The organism is Algibacter lectus (genome assembly GCF_900112395.1).
GTDB lineage: Bacteria > Bacteroidota > Bacteroidia > Flavobacteriales > Flavobacteriaceae > Algibacter > Algibacter lectus.
On sequence record NZ_FOLN01000002.1, the window covers coordinates 409,537 to 425,507 of the forward strand.

12 protein-coding genes are annotated in these 15,971 nt (G+C 32.9%); 7 read left to right on the plus strand and 5 right to left on the minus strand.

Annotated features, from left to right (window positions below; all coding sequences use genetic code 11):
* Window positions 1–7 precede the first annotated feature (7 nt).
* From BM246_RS04815 to BM246_RS04830, 4 genes are all read right to left on the minus strand, one after another.
* Window positions 8–871, minus strand: coding sequence for an N-acetylglucosamine kinase (locus BM246_RS04815; RefSeq protein WP_042494879.1), 864 nt, complete (start codon window positions 869–871; stop codon window positions 8–10).
* A 72-nt stretch (window positions 872–943) separates the two neighbouring features.
* Entirely contained in the window at window positions 944–1,948 is a 1,005-nt protein-coding gene (gene gap / locus BM246_RS04820) for a type I glyceraldehyde-3-phosphate dehydrogenase (RefSeq protein WP_042494878.1), read from the minus strand.
* Between the two features lie 17 nt (window positions 1,949–1,965).
* On the minus strand, window positions 1,966–2,952 hold the full coding sequence (pfkA, locus tag BM246_RS04825) for a 6-phosphofructokinase (protein WP_042503934.1): 987 nt from the start codon (window positions 2,950–2,952) through the stop codon (window positions 1,966–1,968).
* 189 nt (window positions 2,953–3,141) lie between these two features.
* Window positions 3,142–7,554 (minus strand): translocation/assembly module TamB domain-containing protein, encoded by a 4,413-nt coding sequence (locus BM246_RS04830; RefSeq protein WP_231961819.1) that lies wholly within the window; start codon window positions 7,552–7,554, stop codon window positions 3,142–3,144.
* 142 nt (window positions 7,555–7,696) lie between these two features.
* On the opposite strand from BM246_RS04830, the gene tsaD reads away from it, so the two are divergent.
* The 7 genes from tsaD to BM246_RS04865 all read left to right on the plus strand — a co-directional run bounded on the left by tsaD (window position 7,697) and on the right by BM246_RS04865 (window position 14,129).
* A complete protein-coding gene (gene tsaD / locus BM246_RS04835) occupies window positions 7,697–8,719 on the plus strand; it encodes a tRNA (adenosine(37)-N6)-threonylcarbamoyltransferase complex transferase subunit TsaD (RefSeq protein WP_042503933.1) in 1,023 nt (340 codons plus the stop codon).
* 344 nt (window positions 8,720–9,063) lie between these two features.
* Entirely contained in the window at window positions 9,064–9,702 is a 639-nt protein-coding gene (locus tag BM246_RS04840) for a peptidylprolyl isomerase (protein ID WP_074936157.1), read from the plus strand.
* Window positions 9,702–10,409 carry a 16S rRNA (uracil(1498)-N(3))-methyltransferase gene (locus BM246_RS04845; protein WP_074936160.1) on the plus strand — a complete coding sequence of 236 codons (708 nt, stop codon included), beginning with the start codon at window positions 9,702–9,704 and terminating at the stop codon, window positions 10,407–10,409. Before BM246_RS04840 ends, BM246_RS04845 begins: the two co-directional genes overlap by 1 nt.
* Window positions 10,410–10,421: 12 nt before the next feature.
* Entirely contained in the window at window positions 10,422–11,063 is a 642-nt protein-coding gene (locus BM246_RS04850) for a DUF4159 domain-containing protein (protein ID WP_074936162.1), read from the plus strand.
* Window positions 11,064–11,274: 211 nt separating this feature from the next.
* A complete protein-coding gene (locus tag BM246_RS04855) occupies window positions 11,275–11,772 on the plus strand; it encodes a TrmH family RNA methyltransferase (RefSeq protein ID WP_074936164.1) in 498 nt (165 codons plus the stop codon).
* 76 nt (window positions 11,773–11,848) lie between these two features.
* A complete protein-coding gene (locus BM246_RS04860; RefSeq protein ID WP_074936167.1) occupies window positions 11,849–12,937 on the plus strand; it encodes an AI-2E family transporter in 1,089 nt (362 codons plus the stop codon).
* Between the two features lie 7 nt (window positions 12,938–12,944).
* A complete protein-coding gene (locus tag BM246_RS04865; protein WP_074936170.1) occupies window positions 12,945–14,129 on the plus strand; it encodes a class I SAM-dependent methyltransferase in 1,185 nt (394 codons plus the stop codon).
* Window positions 14,130–14,201: 72 nt separating this feature from the next.
* On the opposite strand, the gene BM246_RS19750 is transcribed toward BM246_RS04865, so the two are convergent.
* Window positions 14,202–15,971 (minus strand): RagB/SusD family nutrient uptake outer membrane protein, encoded by a 1,770-nt coding sequence (locus BM246_RS19750; protein WP_083415717.1) that lies wholly within the window; start codon window positions 15,969–15,971, stop codon window positions 14,202–14,204.

The window sequence follows — 15,971 nt, forward strand, 5'->3', positions numbered from 1 at the left end:
TTATCTTTTACTTTAAATTATTGGTATGAAATGGCACTAAACCATCAATAGGTCTACGCTCAAAATTTCCAACTGTAAAGCCCATTTCTTCTCCAACTTCTCTAATTTCTTTTTGAGCAAAAAAGGCTATAGATCCTGCAAAATGTACAGGTGCTGTTTTTAGCTCTTCTTTAAATTGGAAAATCATGTTTTTTGCAAACAAACGAATACCATCTTTAATTAAGTTAATGGTGTATTCTGAATCTTTATGTAAAAACATAAATTCAGCAAATCCCGCTAAATACGCATTAGGACTTGGTTGTTTGTATAGGTTGTATTTAATAAAATCTGCCTCCATGTTAAACTTAGCACCAAAGGCTATTTTAACATTTTCTGGCATGTTACCAAAGTAATAATCTCTAATTAACTGCTTACCATAATAATTACCAGAAGCATCATCCATTAGCGTGTAACCAAGTGATATAACGCGTTGGTGTAACACTTCACCATCATAATAACTACAGTTAGAGCCTGTACCCAGAATGCAAACTACAGCAGCTTCCTTTGGATCGTTAATAGTAGCGTAAACGGCAGCTAATGTATCTTCGTTAACTTCAACATGAGCATTAGTAAAAATATCTTTTAAAACGGTACTTAATAAGTCTTTTGCATTATCTGTACCACAACCCGCGCCATAAAAGAACACGTGTGTTACTTTATCGGCATTAGATTTTAATTCTTTACTTTTCTTAATTAATTTATTAAGCTTTTTCTCGCTTAATATGGCTGGGTTTAATCCTTTAGTTCGGATTTTATCCATTAATCTATTTCCGTCTTTATCTACAGCCAGCCAATCGGACTTAGTAGAACCACTATCTACAATTAAAATCATAAGTTCTTAGAATAAAAAAATCCACAGCATTATTCAAAATAAATAACACTGTGGAAATATATAAATTATTTATTATATTGATCCGATATGTTGAGCTAAATCAATTAATTTAGTTGAATAACCAAACTCGTTATCATACCAAGAAACTAATTTTACAAAACCGTCATTTAATGCCATACTTGCGTTTGCATCGAATGTACTTGTTTTTGGTTCAGACACGAAATCTTGAGATACAACACCTTCTTCAGTATAACCTAAAATACCAGCTAATTCACCTTCAGAAGCTTCTTTTAAAGCCGCTTTAATTTCAGCCCATGGAGCTGGACGCTCTAAACGACAAGTTAAATCTACTACAGATACATCAACAGTAGGGATTCTAAAAGCCATACCAGTTAATTTTCCGTTTAATTCAGGAATTACTTTTCCAACAGCTTTTGCAGCTCCAGTAGAAGCTGGTACAATGTTGTTTAAAGAAGCACGACCTAAACGGTAATCTTTTCTAGATACACCATCAACAGTAGATTGTGTAGCCGTTGCAGCGTGAACAGTTGTCATTAAACCTTCAGCAATTCCGAATTTATCGTTAATTACTTTAGCTAATGGCGCTAAACAGTTAGTAGTACAAGATGCGTTAGATACGATAGTATGTGCAGCAGTAATTTCTTTATGGTTTACACCCATAACGAACATTGGTGCATCAGCAGATGGTGCAGAAATTGCAACCTTTTTAGCTCCAGCAGTTATATGTTTTTGAGCACCTTCTAAAGTTGTGAAGATACCAGTACAATCTAAAACAACGTCTGCTCCAATAGCATCCCATTTTAAATCTTCAGGGTTACGTTCTGCAGTAACTCTAATTGTGTTTCCGTTTACTACTAAGTTACCATCTTTAGTTTCGATAGTTCCATCAAACTGTCCGTGAACAGAATCGAACTTTAATAAGTAAGCTAAATGATCAACATCTAATAAATCATTAATTCCTACTACTTCAATATCATTAGATCTAGAAGCTGCTACTCTAAAAGCAATTCTACCTATTCTACCAAATCCGTTAATTCCAATTTTTAATTTTGACATATTCTTGTTTATAAATGTTAAGTGCTCATGATATCTGAGACACGCAATAATTCTAAGTTAATTTTTGTTTTTCCTTTTATGGCATTATCTAAAGGAGTAAGCTGCATTTTATTATTAATTAAACCTACCATATAGTTAGATTTACCTTCTAATAAAGAATCTACGGCTTTAACGCCCATTCTACTCGCTAAAACACGATCGAAACAAGATGGTGAACCACCACGCTGCATGTGCCCTAACACAGATACTCTAACATCGTACCCTTCCATGTTTTCATCAACATAGTCCTTAAGTTCAAAAATATTTTTACCTATTTTATCACCTTCGGCAACCACTACAATACTAGACGATTTACCTGATTTTCTACTTCTTTTTAAAGATTCTACCAAACGTTCTAACCCTAAGTCTTCTTCAGGAATTAAAATCTCTTCAGCACCACCAGCAATACCTGTGTTTAAAGCAATATGCCCAACATCACGCCCCATAACTTCTATAAAAAATAGACGGTTATGTGAACTTGCTGTATCTCTAATTTTATCAATAGCTTCTACTACGGTGTTTTGAGCCGTATCGAAACCTAATGTATGAGACGTTCCAACAATATCATTATCGATAGTTCCTGGAATACCCATTACTGGGAAACCGAACTCTTCGTTAAAAACCAATGCGCCGGTAAACGTACCATCACCACCAATAGCAACTAAAGCATCAATTCCTGCTTTGTTTAATTGATCGTAAGCTTTTTGACGGCCTTCTTTGGTTCTAAACTCTGTAGAACGTGCCGATTTTAATATAGTTCCGCCTTTATTGATAATTCCTTTTACGCTACGGGCATCCATCGATTCAAAATCGCCTTCCATTAAGCCTTCGTAACCTCTATATATACCAATACATTCTATATTGTAGTAGGCACAAGACCTTACTACCGAACGTATGGCGGCATTCATACCTGGAGAATCTCCTCCTGATGTAAACACTCCTATTTTCTTTATTTTATTTGGCATTTATTTCTTATAATTAAAACGTAAATTTAATAAAGAAAAAGAATATAATCATACTATTAACACTGTTTTATTAGTAGTTTGATACTATAACGTTTTAGTAATAAAAAAGAAATAACATGCTATTTTAACCCCGAATTATTCGATTAAAATCAAATTGAGGTAATTTTATTGAGAATTATTGAAAAAAAATTAGTTTTTTGAAGCTGGCTTTACAGAAATATAATCAGGTAGTGCGTTTTCCGCTTCCTTTTCAGGTCGCTCTAATACATCATCTTCTTTGTCGGACTTCTTTGTAAATATTTTTCTAAGCAACTCCTTAAACGTATCGAAATCGACATTGTACGAAAGCCCTACACCTTGCGTGTACCCAATATCTTCACCAAAATTACGAATACTGTTTTCTCGGTTAAAAACTTTAGCGGTTAACGTACCATCTTCATTTAAAAGAAAAGAGACTTCCACATCGCCAGCAATAACTGTATCGGTTGCGCCACCAACAGGCACACCTACTTTACCATTGATAAGTACACGATCGCTAATTTGTGTTTGCAGTGTTAAACCAACACGATCATCGGTTTGATAATCTGGAGTATTTTGTCCCGCCTCATAATTTAGACCTAAACTTAGTTTACTATCTCCGTTAGAAAACACACTATTAATTATACCATTAAGACGCTCTGCAATGGTGCCCGAAAAATTAAGTTCATCTAAACCTCCAGAAAAAGAACCTGTTGAAACAAGATACAAGGCCTGATCCTGACGATCACTATCCGACTCTAAACGGTAATTTAACTCCGATTTTATGGTAGAATTCACATTAGGAAACTCAAAAGTAAATTCTGGAACAGGGTGCTCCAAACTTCCTGTTAAAGCAATATTTAATTCTACAGGTATACTTCTATTAATTGGTGTATCTAGTAATGGTGATGGATTTGCCTGGGTTTTATAAATAGCATTCATGTTTATCTCTGCATCTAAAGGCGAACCTTCCCAAGCTAAAGTTCCACCCGGCTGAACCGTAAATTGCTTTTGCACAAAACCGCCATAAGCAAAATTATAGAGTCCTTCGAAAACCGCGAAATCTCCCCACATATTAAACTTTCCGTTAGTATTAATTTCAACTAACAATCCGCCTCGCCCTCTACCTTTTAAGGAGTGCCCTGTGGCTTTATCAATTATAATTTCTACTTCGGCATCTTCGGTTACATCTAAATCGAAATCAAGCTCTAAACCTTTAATTTCATCAAAAATGAGTTCTTCTCCTTTGTTACGTGCCTCTTTTTCTTCCTTAGTAATAAAATGTATAAAGGTGTTATCTCCAAAAGATTCGGCATCATTCAATGGTATTTTGAACACCGTTCCTGGCTTAGTTTCCCCAATAACATTTATCCTTAGCTCCTCGGTTGGTCCCGAAATACTAGCTTCACCTCCAATAAAACCTGTGCCGTAATACAGCGCATCTTCCGTTTCCTTCGTATCTAAAATTAATAAGTTTTTAGTTGTAATATCTAAGCCTAAACTCCATTTAGCAAAGTTAACATGGCTTAAATCGCCTTTTAGCAATCCTTTTGTTTTGTATTTTGTATCGGTAATATTGATGTTGTTGAATATAAAACTTTGATTTTTTAAAGTCACAGAAGCATTTTCTGCAAAATCGTAATTCACGTTTAGAAACGGAATTCCTAATCCTGCTTTTTTCACTATAAGTTCACCATTAAAATTAGGTTTTCGTAAATCGCCAACAACCTGTATTTCTCCTTCGGCCTTACCTCGAATATCACTTAAAACATCTCGTAACAAAGGGTTTAATGGATATAAATCGAAACCATCAAACACCAAACCTACGTCAATTCGAGAAGCCTTACCTGCTACATAAATATCACCTTTTGCGGTAAACGAATTAGAATCATCGTTTTTAATTGTAGCATCAACAGTGTAATTTGTTAACGACTCATTACCGCTAATATTAGCATCGAAAGAACCTAACAGAAAATCGTTAACCCTAAAGTTATTAATAATGATACTTGAATTAGGCAAATAATTCCCGTTTTGCTGCACTAAATCTAGTTTACCATTAACGTTTCCAGATAAATTTAAACTATCAATATCCGGCGTTATTTTAGCTAAATCGACATTAGTAAAGTTAAGTTTTATATCCTTTTCTGTTGAATCTCTCAAGAATCCGGAGAGTTTAATTTCTTCATTTTCATGATTAATTCTAAACTTATCGATATTAAACTTCGTTAGTTTTTTATCAAATGATATTTTATGAAACTTATCTTGTAACTCATTAATATTCCATTTATTATCCTTAATTGTAACATCCGATTGTTTAAACCCAATAACCGACTCGTTGGCTTCGTTGATAGTATGATAGAAACTTAAGTTGAAATTATCTTTATTACGTTTTCCTCCATTAAATTCCGATCGCATAAATAGCGTATCATTAACCGTTACATTAATTAAATTAAAGTTAGAAACATTGTAATATTTAGTATTTAAACTATCTATTTCTACGTAAGTATTAAAAACTGGATTACTGTTATCTACTTGTAACTCGATGTTGTTAGCAAAATAATTTTGAAGCTTAATTTTAGGTGATTTAAAGGTGAGTTTAAATTGACTTTCATCACTCTCTACTTGCCCACGAATAAAGGTGTTTTTTGCCAACTGAAGCTCTGGATAAATAACTTCTACAATTTTATTATAAATGGTGAAATTAAAATCGACGCTTTGGTTCGCTTCTACCTCATTCGGTATATAATTGGTATAAATGTAACCAATAGAATTTTCGAATAATTTTTTAAGCTCCTTAAATTTAAATTTTCCTTTAAAATCACCTTCTATAATATCTGGTGAGTTAATTTCTATATAACGTAAACCTTCGCTAAAACGCGATGAAATATCGAATTCATCGAAATAATAGGTGTCATTTTCGTTTTTATAATTAGTTTTTCTAAATGAAATTTTACCGTAAGCATCATCATAATTACTGGCATTCATATTCATTTTAACTGTACTTTTAAAAATAGAAATACTATCTTTTTTTACGAAGTTTAAAGCGTTTAAATTGGCATATTCTACCTTAGCTTCAAAATCATATTTATTTACAGTTTCAGAGAAATCTACAAGGCCTGTAAAGTTTAATTTCAGGTTTCTATCATTAGCGATAAGGTTTCCGTCAAAAATATTATTTCTAACATTTCCGGCTACTTTTACACCTTGATATTTGTAGTTATTGTACTCAACTTCAAACACATCACCTTTTACTTGTGTATTAATAGTTTTAGTAACAAAACCATTACCATCTACATCAAAATTAAGAGATGCTTTACCAACGGTTGGAGAGTCTAAAAATGTTCCAAAATCGAATTCCTCAAAAATAATATTACCTTTATAAGCCGCATTATCAATATCGTTAATTTTACTTATTCTTAAGTTAGAATCGACAAAACCTAGCTCGGTATCTATTTGAATATCTGCAACCACCGTAGACGATGTAATTTGAGAATTTCCAACTACGGTAAAATACCCTAACCTATCAAAAGATGACGGAATAGCTGCGCCTAGTACGTTTGGTAACAAGGCTTTTAAATCTTTATATGTAGAAGATAAATTTCTGAATTTCCCGTTCATATAAAAATTACCTTCCTCCTTATTAAAAAGGTTTTTAAAACTAATATCTCCGTAAATTCGAGTATTTCTGTTGGTGTTTAATTTTAAATTAGAGGTTTGTAAATCATTTAAAGTTCCTGAAAGATCTGTACTAAAAGTTGCTGTTTGGTTTACACCAAATTCATTGTAAAACGTATTTAATTCGTCTAACTTAACTTTAGAATCCTTAAAACTAGCCGAAACCAAAACCTTATCGGTAAAGTATTTAAAATCTGCTCTATCATAAGAAAATTTCAAATCGCCTTTTAATTCTGAGTTTGGGGTTTTAATACTCAAATTAGCGAAAGTCATATCGGTTAAGGTATAACTAAAATCGGTCATCATATTTTTAACGGTAACACCACGACTATCAACAAAATTAAGTGTATTAATTCTGGCATTTACATCGCTTCCGTTAATTAAAAAATTGGTAGCGTTTATGTTTAAATCTTCAAAATGCAGCAACTTAGTTGTTTCTCTATTTTCATCTATAAATTTAAAAACACTGTTGTATATGGATACATCACTACTCGATAATAAAAAATTACTTTTCTCCGATCTTGGATTATCACTATCAAAACGTGCCACAAAAACATCTAAATTAGTATCCGTTTCGTCTTTATAAGTTTTAATATTAAAATTAAGATTTTCAATATCAATATCTCCAAAAACCAATTGTCCATTAATTAGGTTCCTAACACCTAGAATAGATGTATTTAATTCGGCAATACTTATTAAGGTATCCTGTCTATAATCTTCAATGTAAATTTGCTTAAGTTCAACATCTCCATTAAATTGAAGACTAACTTTATCTACATTTATATTGGTCTTAAAATCACTATTAATGCGCTTAGTGACGTAATTACCTAAACTTGTTTGTATGGCAGGAATAGAGAGAACCAACACCAAAATGATGAACAACAATAGCAATATACCTGCTATTTTCAATAATATTTTTAGAAATTTTTTGATACCCTTAACGTTATAATTTTATTTAGAATAAACTATTTTTGCAATCACAAACAAATAGAATTTCTTAATTCGGTTACTCGGATTCAAAATTAACAATTATTGTGCCTAATATTCACTAATGAAGGAACAAAATATTTATATACTCGGAATTGAGTCATCTTGCGATGATACAGCGGCTTCCGTAATACACAACGGTAAAATTTTAAGTAATGTTGTCGCTACCCAAAAAATACATGAAGAATTTGGCGGTGTAGTACCAGAATTGGCGTCTAGAGCGCATCAACAAAACATTGTACCTGTAGTTCACCAAGCGTTAAAAAAGGCAAATATTACCAAAGAACAACTTCATGCTGTTGCTTTTACACGTGGCCCAGGATTAATGGGTAGTTTATTGGTTGGTACATCGTTTGCAAAATCTTTAGCCTACGGATTAAATATTCCGTTAATTGATGTAAACCACATGCAAGCGCATATTTTGGCTCATTTTATAGATGAAGAAGGTTTTGATAAACCACCTTTTCCGTTTTTAGCCATGACGATTTCGGGCGGACATACACAAATTGTGCGTGTAGATTCTTATTTTGATATGACGGTAATTGGCGAAACTATTGACGATGCCGTAGGTGAAGCCTTTGATAAGAGCGGAAAAATTTTAGGGCTAGGTTATCCTGCAGGTCCAGAAATTGATAAACGTGCCAAACTAGGAAATCCTAAAGCTTTTAAATTCACAAAACCGAAAGTAGATGGATTAAATTTTAGTTTTTCTGGTTTTAAAACAGCTGTGCTTTATTTTATTCAGCGTGAAGTTAAGGCCAATCCTAACTTTATTGAAGAAAACTTAAACGACATCTGTGCCTCTATTCAATATACTATTATTGGTATTCTAATTGATAAATTAAAACTTGCCACTAAAGAAACAGGTATCAGTCATATTGCCATTGGTGGCGGTGTTTCGGCCAATTCGGGAATAAGGCAAGCTTTAAAAGATGGTGAACAAAAGTTTGGTTGGACAACCTACGTGCCAAAATTTGAATTCACTACAGATAATGCCGCTATGATTGCTATTGTTGGTTATTTAAAATTTTTAGAAGAAGATTTTGCCGAGCAAGATGTAGTAGCATCAGCACGATTAAAAATCTAAATTTCATTATAATATTTTTTCAAAAAGAGCCGCATAATTTATGTGGCTTTTTTGTTTTTCAAAAGCTCCATATGCTTCGTTTTCTTCGGAACGGGCTATGGATTCATCCTTTTTTACAGTTCTAAATTGAATAGCTAGGCTTTTATTTATTCAGCCTAAAGCTGAAAAATAACGCACAACTTCAATAATCACCTTGCTATTCAACGTAGTCAAAGCAAAAAAAATATAAATTAACGCACTCAATTTAAAGCAATTAACAACATATTCTTAATAACTTATAGCCTCTATTTTCATATCACAAACATTAACTTTAAATTTGGCTCTGAAAATATACCCCAAATATTATGACCAAACTTTTATTTATTTCAGCCTTTATAGGCTTTTCATCTTTTTTGAACGCACAAAAATCAATCGAAAAAGAATTAGAACTTGTTGAAACTCCAGAACAAATTGAACAATTTCTAGAGTCGAAAAACTCTAAAAAAAACAAACTTATTACCTTTAACGAGGAAAAACACAAAACAAATTTAGCAAAAGAGCTTTTCGATATGCGCCTTGGAGGTACTAAGGTTAACGAAAACGAATACGAGAAAACAGTATATAAAGTTGTTAAAAAGAATAAGAAAACCTATTACAGAGTTGCGTATATTTATCTAGATGGCACGAAATACCAACTAGATGAAATTAATAACTTGCGTGATAAAATTATTGCAAAATACCATAACGGAGCACCATTTGATTTTTTATCTAAACAATACTCCATGGATGAAAACGCCAATAAAGGAGGCGACTTAGGTTGGTTTTTATCAGGAGAAGTACATCCAGATTTTGAAAGCGCAATTGTAAGTAGCGAACATCACTTAAATGATATTTTCACAGTGGATGTGACTGAAAAAAACTGGTATTATGTAGTTTTAAAAACACATGAACCCAAAGACATCGCAGAAATTGAAGTTTTAAAAATTGTTGAAGCAAAAAACTAATGCAACTATTCTATAATCCCGACATAAACGAAAACACAACACAATTTTCTTTTGAAAAAGAAGAAAGCAGGCATATTGTAAAAGTGCTTCGTAAACAAGTTGGAGATACTTTGCATATTACAAATGGAAAAGGTTGGCTCTTTTCTGCTCAAATATCGATACCTAATATCAATAAATGCACAGCAGAAATTGTATCCAAAACATTACAACCTAAAAAAAATTATAACCTACACCTAGCGGTCGCTCCTACTAAAATGAACGACCGCTATGAGTGGTTTTTAGAAAAAGCCACAGAAATTGGTATCGATAGTATTACCCCTATTATTTGCGACCATAGCGAACGTAAAATCATTAAGCCAGAACGTTTTGAACGCATTATTCAATCGGCAGCAAAACAATCTTTAAGTTGCTATTTACCAGAATTAAAAGAGGCAGTACCTTTTAAAACCTTTGTAAATCAAGACTTTTCTGGACATTTATTTATTGCACATTGCGAAGAAACCGATAAGAAATCGTTAAAGAACGAACTCCAGTCGAATCAAGATATCACTATTTTAATTGGTCCGGAAGGTGATTTTTCGGTTAAAGAAATAGATCTAGCACTTCAAAACAAATTTATTCCTGTAACTTTGGGAGAAACACGTTTGCGCACAGAAACTGCTGCTATTGTTGCTTGTCATTCTGTTGCGTTTATTAATGAAATGTAATACACTTAAATCATGAAATTCATTACTTCCATTTTATTTTGTCTGCTTTCGGTGGTTTGTACTGCACAAGATTTGGCGATTTTAAAATATCAAGGTGGTGGTGATTGGTATGGGAATGCCACGGCTTTACCAAACTTAATTACATTTTGTAACGAAAATATTAATACCAAAATAAACCCTAAAGTAGAAACTGTTGAAGTGAGCAGTCCTGATATTTTTCAATATCCTTTTATTCACATGACGGGACATGGTAATGTGTTTTTTAATGAAACAGATTCCGAAAATTTACGTAACTATTTAATTTCAGGTGGTTTCCTGCATATTGATGATAACTATGGCATGCAGCCTTATATTATAAAGGAACTTAAAAAAGTATTTCCGAATAAAGATTTAATCGAATTGCCAGCCACTCACCCTGTTTTTAATTCGGCTTTTAGTTTCCCTAAAGGTTTACCAAAAATACATGAGCACGATGGCAAACGCCCGCAAGCATTCGGTTTATTTGAAAAAGATAGATTGATATTGCTATTTACTTATGAAAGTGATTTAGGCGATGGTTGGGAAGACCCACAAATACATAACGATCCTGCAGATGTTAGAGAAAAGGCTCTAAAAATGGGAGCTAATATTGTAAAGTATGCTTTTGAACATTAAATTAAATTATGGAAACTATAGTTCATCTTGTTTTTCAGTTGGTTGAACCCTTTTTTAAATCCAATTCTTTAAATGAGAAACTGTCTAAAAAAATAAAACGAACACTTATTGGGTTTATATTATTCCTAATATGTATGCTAGTCCTAATTAGTTATATCGTAATTTCACATGAGAATTTCTCAATTACACGCTAACCATTCAAACAAAAAAATTGCAACTCACCCACTACACCACCAACTTCAAAAAACGTACATTTCCAATCACTTTGGTATGCGATAATGTTACCAATGCACCAAATATTGGTAGTTTATTTAGAATGGCAGATGCTTTTGGAATTGAAAAATTGGTGCTTTGTGGTGAAAACATTCAGTTGGGACGAAAAATATCAAAAACATCACGAGCAACAGAAAAAGTGGTTAATTATGATATATGTCCATCGGCTTTAGAGGTTGTAAAAGAATTAAAAGAAAACAATCATCATATTATTTCTTTAGAAATAACGGATAAAAGTGAACCGATTCACACCGCTAAAATTTCAAATGAAAAATCTATTGTTTTAGTTATTGGTGATGAAAACTTTGGTGTATCCGAAGCTATTTTAAATCTATCAGATGCAGTATTTCATATTGATATGTTTGGCCAAAATAGCAGTATGAATGTTGTGCAAGCCACAAACATCGCCGTTTACGAAATTACAAAGCAACTTTAATAAATTACTGTTTATACCTTTTTCAAAAAAATGAATGCTCTCAAAATTTCAACGTAAATAATATTATATTTACAAGATGAATTCGAACACCATTTCAAACGGTATACTCAAAGCTATTGGCATTATTTTAGGCATAGCACTCATTTTATATTTTCTATACCAAATACAATCGGTGATTGGTTACGTGGCCATAGCAGCAGTAATTTCATTAATTGGCCGACCTATTGTTCTGTTTTTAGAACGTAGATTGAAGTTTAAAAATACCATTGCCGTTATTGTAACTATGCTTGTTTTGTTAAGCTTATTTATAGGTTTGGTTGGCTTATTTATTCCGTTGGTAGTAAAACAAGGTCAAAATTTATCGCTTTTAGATATTGACTTATTACAAGAAAATATCGAAAATTTATATATTGAAATCCTCAAGTATTTTGATTTACATAAAATTGATGTAGAACAATCTTTAAAAGACTCTAACCTACTGTCTAAAATTAATTTCGCTATGATTCCGAACTTTTTAAACTCGGTTTTAAGTGGACTTGGAAGTTTTAGTATTGGTTTATTTTCAGTATTATTTATTTCATTTTTCTTCTTGAAAGATAGCCGTTTATTTGAAAATGGCATTCTAACATTTATTCCCGCTAACAAAGAGTCTCGCTGGAAAAACTCTTCAACTAAAATTAAAGATCTACTATCCCGATATTTTGTAGGGCTTATTTTTCAAATACTAATTCTATTTATTATTTACACCATCGGTTTACTTATTATTGGTGTAGAAAACCCTATTGTTATCGCTTTTCTATGTGCATTGTTGAACCTTATTCCTTATGTTGGTCCGTTAATTGGCGCGGCATTAATGCTTACTTTAACCATGACTAGTAACTTAGGCGAAAGCTTTAACGACGTTATTTTACCTAAAACATTTTGGGTATTTATTGTGTTCATGATTGGGCAACTTATTGATAATTTTGGCAGCCAACCCGTAATATTTTCTAAGAGTGTAAAATCGCATCCGTTAGAAATATTTTTGGTGATTTTAATTACAGGTATTCTTTTTGGCATTATTGGTTTAATAATAGCCGTGCCTGCTTACACCGCTATTAAAGTGATTTTAAAAGAGTTTTTAGCTGAAAACAAGATTGTAAAAAAACTAACTAAAGGTTTATAAATTCATTTTGAATAATTCTATACTACATACTGAGATTCAAAATTTTATTTATGCTCATTTAAAGGCAGATATAAGCTCCGTTTTATTAAAAGGCACCAATTTTGAAGCTGTTGAAACCAACGAAATTATCGAACAAATTGAAGCAAAAAAACGAAGCGAAAAAAAGTTAGCTACTTGGTTTAATGCTGAAAACATTTATTTTCCTAATAAATTAAACATAGAGCAAACCTCTTCTGAAGTTACAGCAAAACACAAAGCTAATTTAATACAAGGCGATGCTATAATCGACTTAACCGGTGGCTTTGGAGTAGATTGTTATTATTTCTCAAAACACTTTAAAAAGGTTACTCATTGCGAAATAAACCCCAAATTATCTCAAATAGTTAGTCATAATTACAAACAATTAGGTGTTGAAAACATAGAAACACAAACTGTTGACGGTATTGAGTATTTAAAAAGCCTTGATTCTCAATTCGATTGGATTTACATAGACCCTTCTAGACGACATGATAGCAAAGGAAAAGTTTTCTTTTTAAATGATTGCTTACCTAATGTACCTACGCATTTAGATTTACTTTTTAAAAGAAGTAAAAATATTATGATTAAAACATCACCGCTTCTCGATTTGTCCGTTGGTATTGGCGAATTAAAGCATGTAAAAACCATACATGTTGTAGCTGTAAATAACGAAGTAAAAGAATTACTTTGGATTTTAGAAGCTGATTTCAATGGAGATATCGGTATTAAAACATGCAATATTAAAAAGGAAAAAGAAGACCTTTTTAGTTTTATTTTAGATGAAGAAAAAACGACTGATTCTAATTACAGCCTACCACTCACCTATCTTTACGAGCCGAATTCGGCTATTTTAAAATCTGGCGCTTTCAATTCTATTTCTAATCAATTACAGGTTTCTAAACTTCATAAACATTCGCATTTATACACCAATGCGACTTTAATAGATTTCCCTGGAAGGACTTTTAAGATTGAAGACATTTTACCGTATAACAAAAAAGAGATAAAAAAAAGAGGCTTAAATAAAGCGAACATCACCACGAGAAATTTCCCGGAAACGGTACAAAATATCAGAAAAAAATTTAATATTAAAGATGGTGGCGATCTCTACGTATTTTTCACTACAGACTTAGGCAATAACAAGGTGGTCCTGATTACTAAACGGGTAACTTCTTAAAAACTACTTCAAAAAAAAATCTCAGACCATAAGCCTGAGATTTTCCATATTACCAATTTATAAAATTGATGCTTAATTGATATACCCGAAATTTTGACTAATTTCAGCGGTTACATCGATAGTAGCCTGAGGAATAGCATAAACTCTTAAATACGGCTCCGTAGTTGGTTTGGCTGTATAAGGTTTATCAAAAGTTCCAAAACGTATCATTTGTTTTCTACGATACATCTCCCAATACATTTCAAAACCAATTTCGTTATAAAGTGTTGTTTCATCTAAAGAAGTAATAGCAACACCTGGCGCATTTCCGAAGAGTGCTTCACGCGTTCTACTTGTTCTTAACATATTGATATCGGCAAGTGCTAAAGCTGTTTCTCCGTTACGGAAATAAGCCTCTGCACGCATACAATACATTCCTCCTAAACGGTATAATGGCACATCTACAGCAGAGTTTCCGTTACCGTAGTTAGGGTCGAATTCCCATTTAAAGTTACGTACACCACGATTAATTTGATCTTGAGAAAACACAGCTTCTACAGGGTTACTAAAATCTAAATCTGGAGTGTAATCCATTGGTGTTGTCGTGTTTTTTTCCATGTACAATTTACTGATTTCAATACGTCCATCAACTGTCATATTAAAACCACCTTTTCCGTCTAAAGTTGGGCCATACTGCTGCCCTACTTGTAAACCACGGTTAAAATGTACAAGTAACTTTCCGGTATCTGTTCTGCTATCTTCAGCAGGTACACTCCCTGTGGTTCCATCGTTCATAAACCAAGTACCATCACTATATTGGTAGTAACGGTGAAAACGAGGATCATCATGATTTCCATCCCAAGTGTAGTAAAACTCAGGTTCTACGCAAGATCCGTTTGTACCACGATTATCTGGTGTTTGCTTTTGTGCACGCCCTGTAGACATGTATGCAAAATCGTTATCACTACTTCTAATGTTATCATTTTCTTGAACAATGGCAAAAATAATTTCAGAACCGCTGCCATTATCTATATCAAAATTCTTGAAATAGTTGCTCTCTAAACTAAAGCTACCATCAATTAATAATGATGTGTAATAAATAACTTTATCCATATCGCTACCATTATTATCTACAGCAGGTTCCGTAAAATTAAAACTAGAACTGGCATTATAACGATCTTTAAAAACAGCTCTATTTAAGTACATATCTGCCAGTAATGCATAAGCCGCCTGTTTTGTAAAACGCCCATTATAGGTTTGTTGTTCACCTAAATTAACAAGGTTTGGTATAATACTTTCTACATCGGCAATAAGGTTATCGATTTCAGTTTCTCCTTGAAGAATTTCTAAAGGCGCACCCGCTGTAAACGGGTCTCTGTATGGCGCTTGGTTAAATAAATCTAACGTATTGTAAACATATAAAGCCAATAAACCTTGAGCTTCTGCTAAAAACAAATCGTAATTTGCATAATCTGGATTTTGCTCTAAAGACTCAATTGCCGTTAAGGTTTTAGTGATTCCGCTCGTTAAATTATTCCAAGTACCGGCAACTGCAGCATTGTTTGTTCCCCAAGTAAACTCGGTTAATGCACGCCATTTTCCACCATCGCCCCAGTCACTTCCGCGGGTTGGCAGCATACACTCATCGGTTGGATATTCTTGCAAACCAAATACATTACCGTGATCGGTAAAGGTTCTATTTGCTAATTGACCGTAAGCCGCAGCCATGGCGCTTTCTGGGTTAGAGCTTTCTCCACCAATAACTTCGTCTATCACTTCTTCATTCAAATCTGTACAACTAAAAACGAGTGCACCAACCATGAATACGGAAGCTATTTTTGATATTTTATTTGAAATTTTCAT

Excerpts from the sequence above, each read along its gene's own strand:
- BM246_RS04815 (WP_042494879.1), bottom strand. The coding sequence starts at position 871 with ATGATTTTAATTGTAGATAGTGGTTCTACTAAGTCCGATTGGCTGGCT.
- BM246_RS04850 (WP_074936162.1), top strand. The coding sequence starts at position 10,422 with ATGAAATTCATTACTTCCATTTTATTTTGTCTGCTTTCGGTGGTTTGT.
- tsaD (WP_042503933.1), top strand. The coding sequence starts at position 7,697 with ATGAAGGAACAAAATATTTATATACTCGGAATTGAGTCATCTTGCGAT.
- gap (WP_042494878.1), bottom strand. The coding sequence starts at position 1,948 with ATGTCAAAATTAAAAATTGGAATTAACGGATTTGGTAGAATAGGTAGA.
- BM246_RS04840 (WP_074936157.1), top strand. The coding sequence starts at position 9,064 with ATGACCAAACTTTTATTTATTTCAGCCTTTATAGGCTTTTCATCTTTT.
- BM246_RS19750 (WP_083415717.1), bottom strand. The coding sequence starts at position 15,971 with ATGAAAATTTCAAATAAAATATCAAAAATAGCTTCCGTATTCATGGTT.
- BM246_RS04860 (WP_074936167.1), top strand. The coding sequence starts at position 11,849 with ATGAATTCGAACACCATTTCAAACGGTATACTCAAAGCTATTGGCATT.
- BM246_RS04845 (WP_074936160.1), top strand. The coding sequence starts at position 9,702 with ATGCAACTATTCTATAATCCCGACATAAACGAAAACACAACACAATTT.
- pfkA (WP_042503934.1), bottom strand. The coding sequence starts at position 2,952 with ATGCCAAATAAAATAAAGAAAATAGGAGTGTTTACATCAGGAGGAGAT.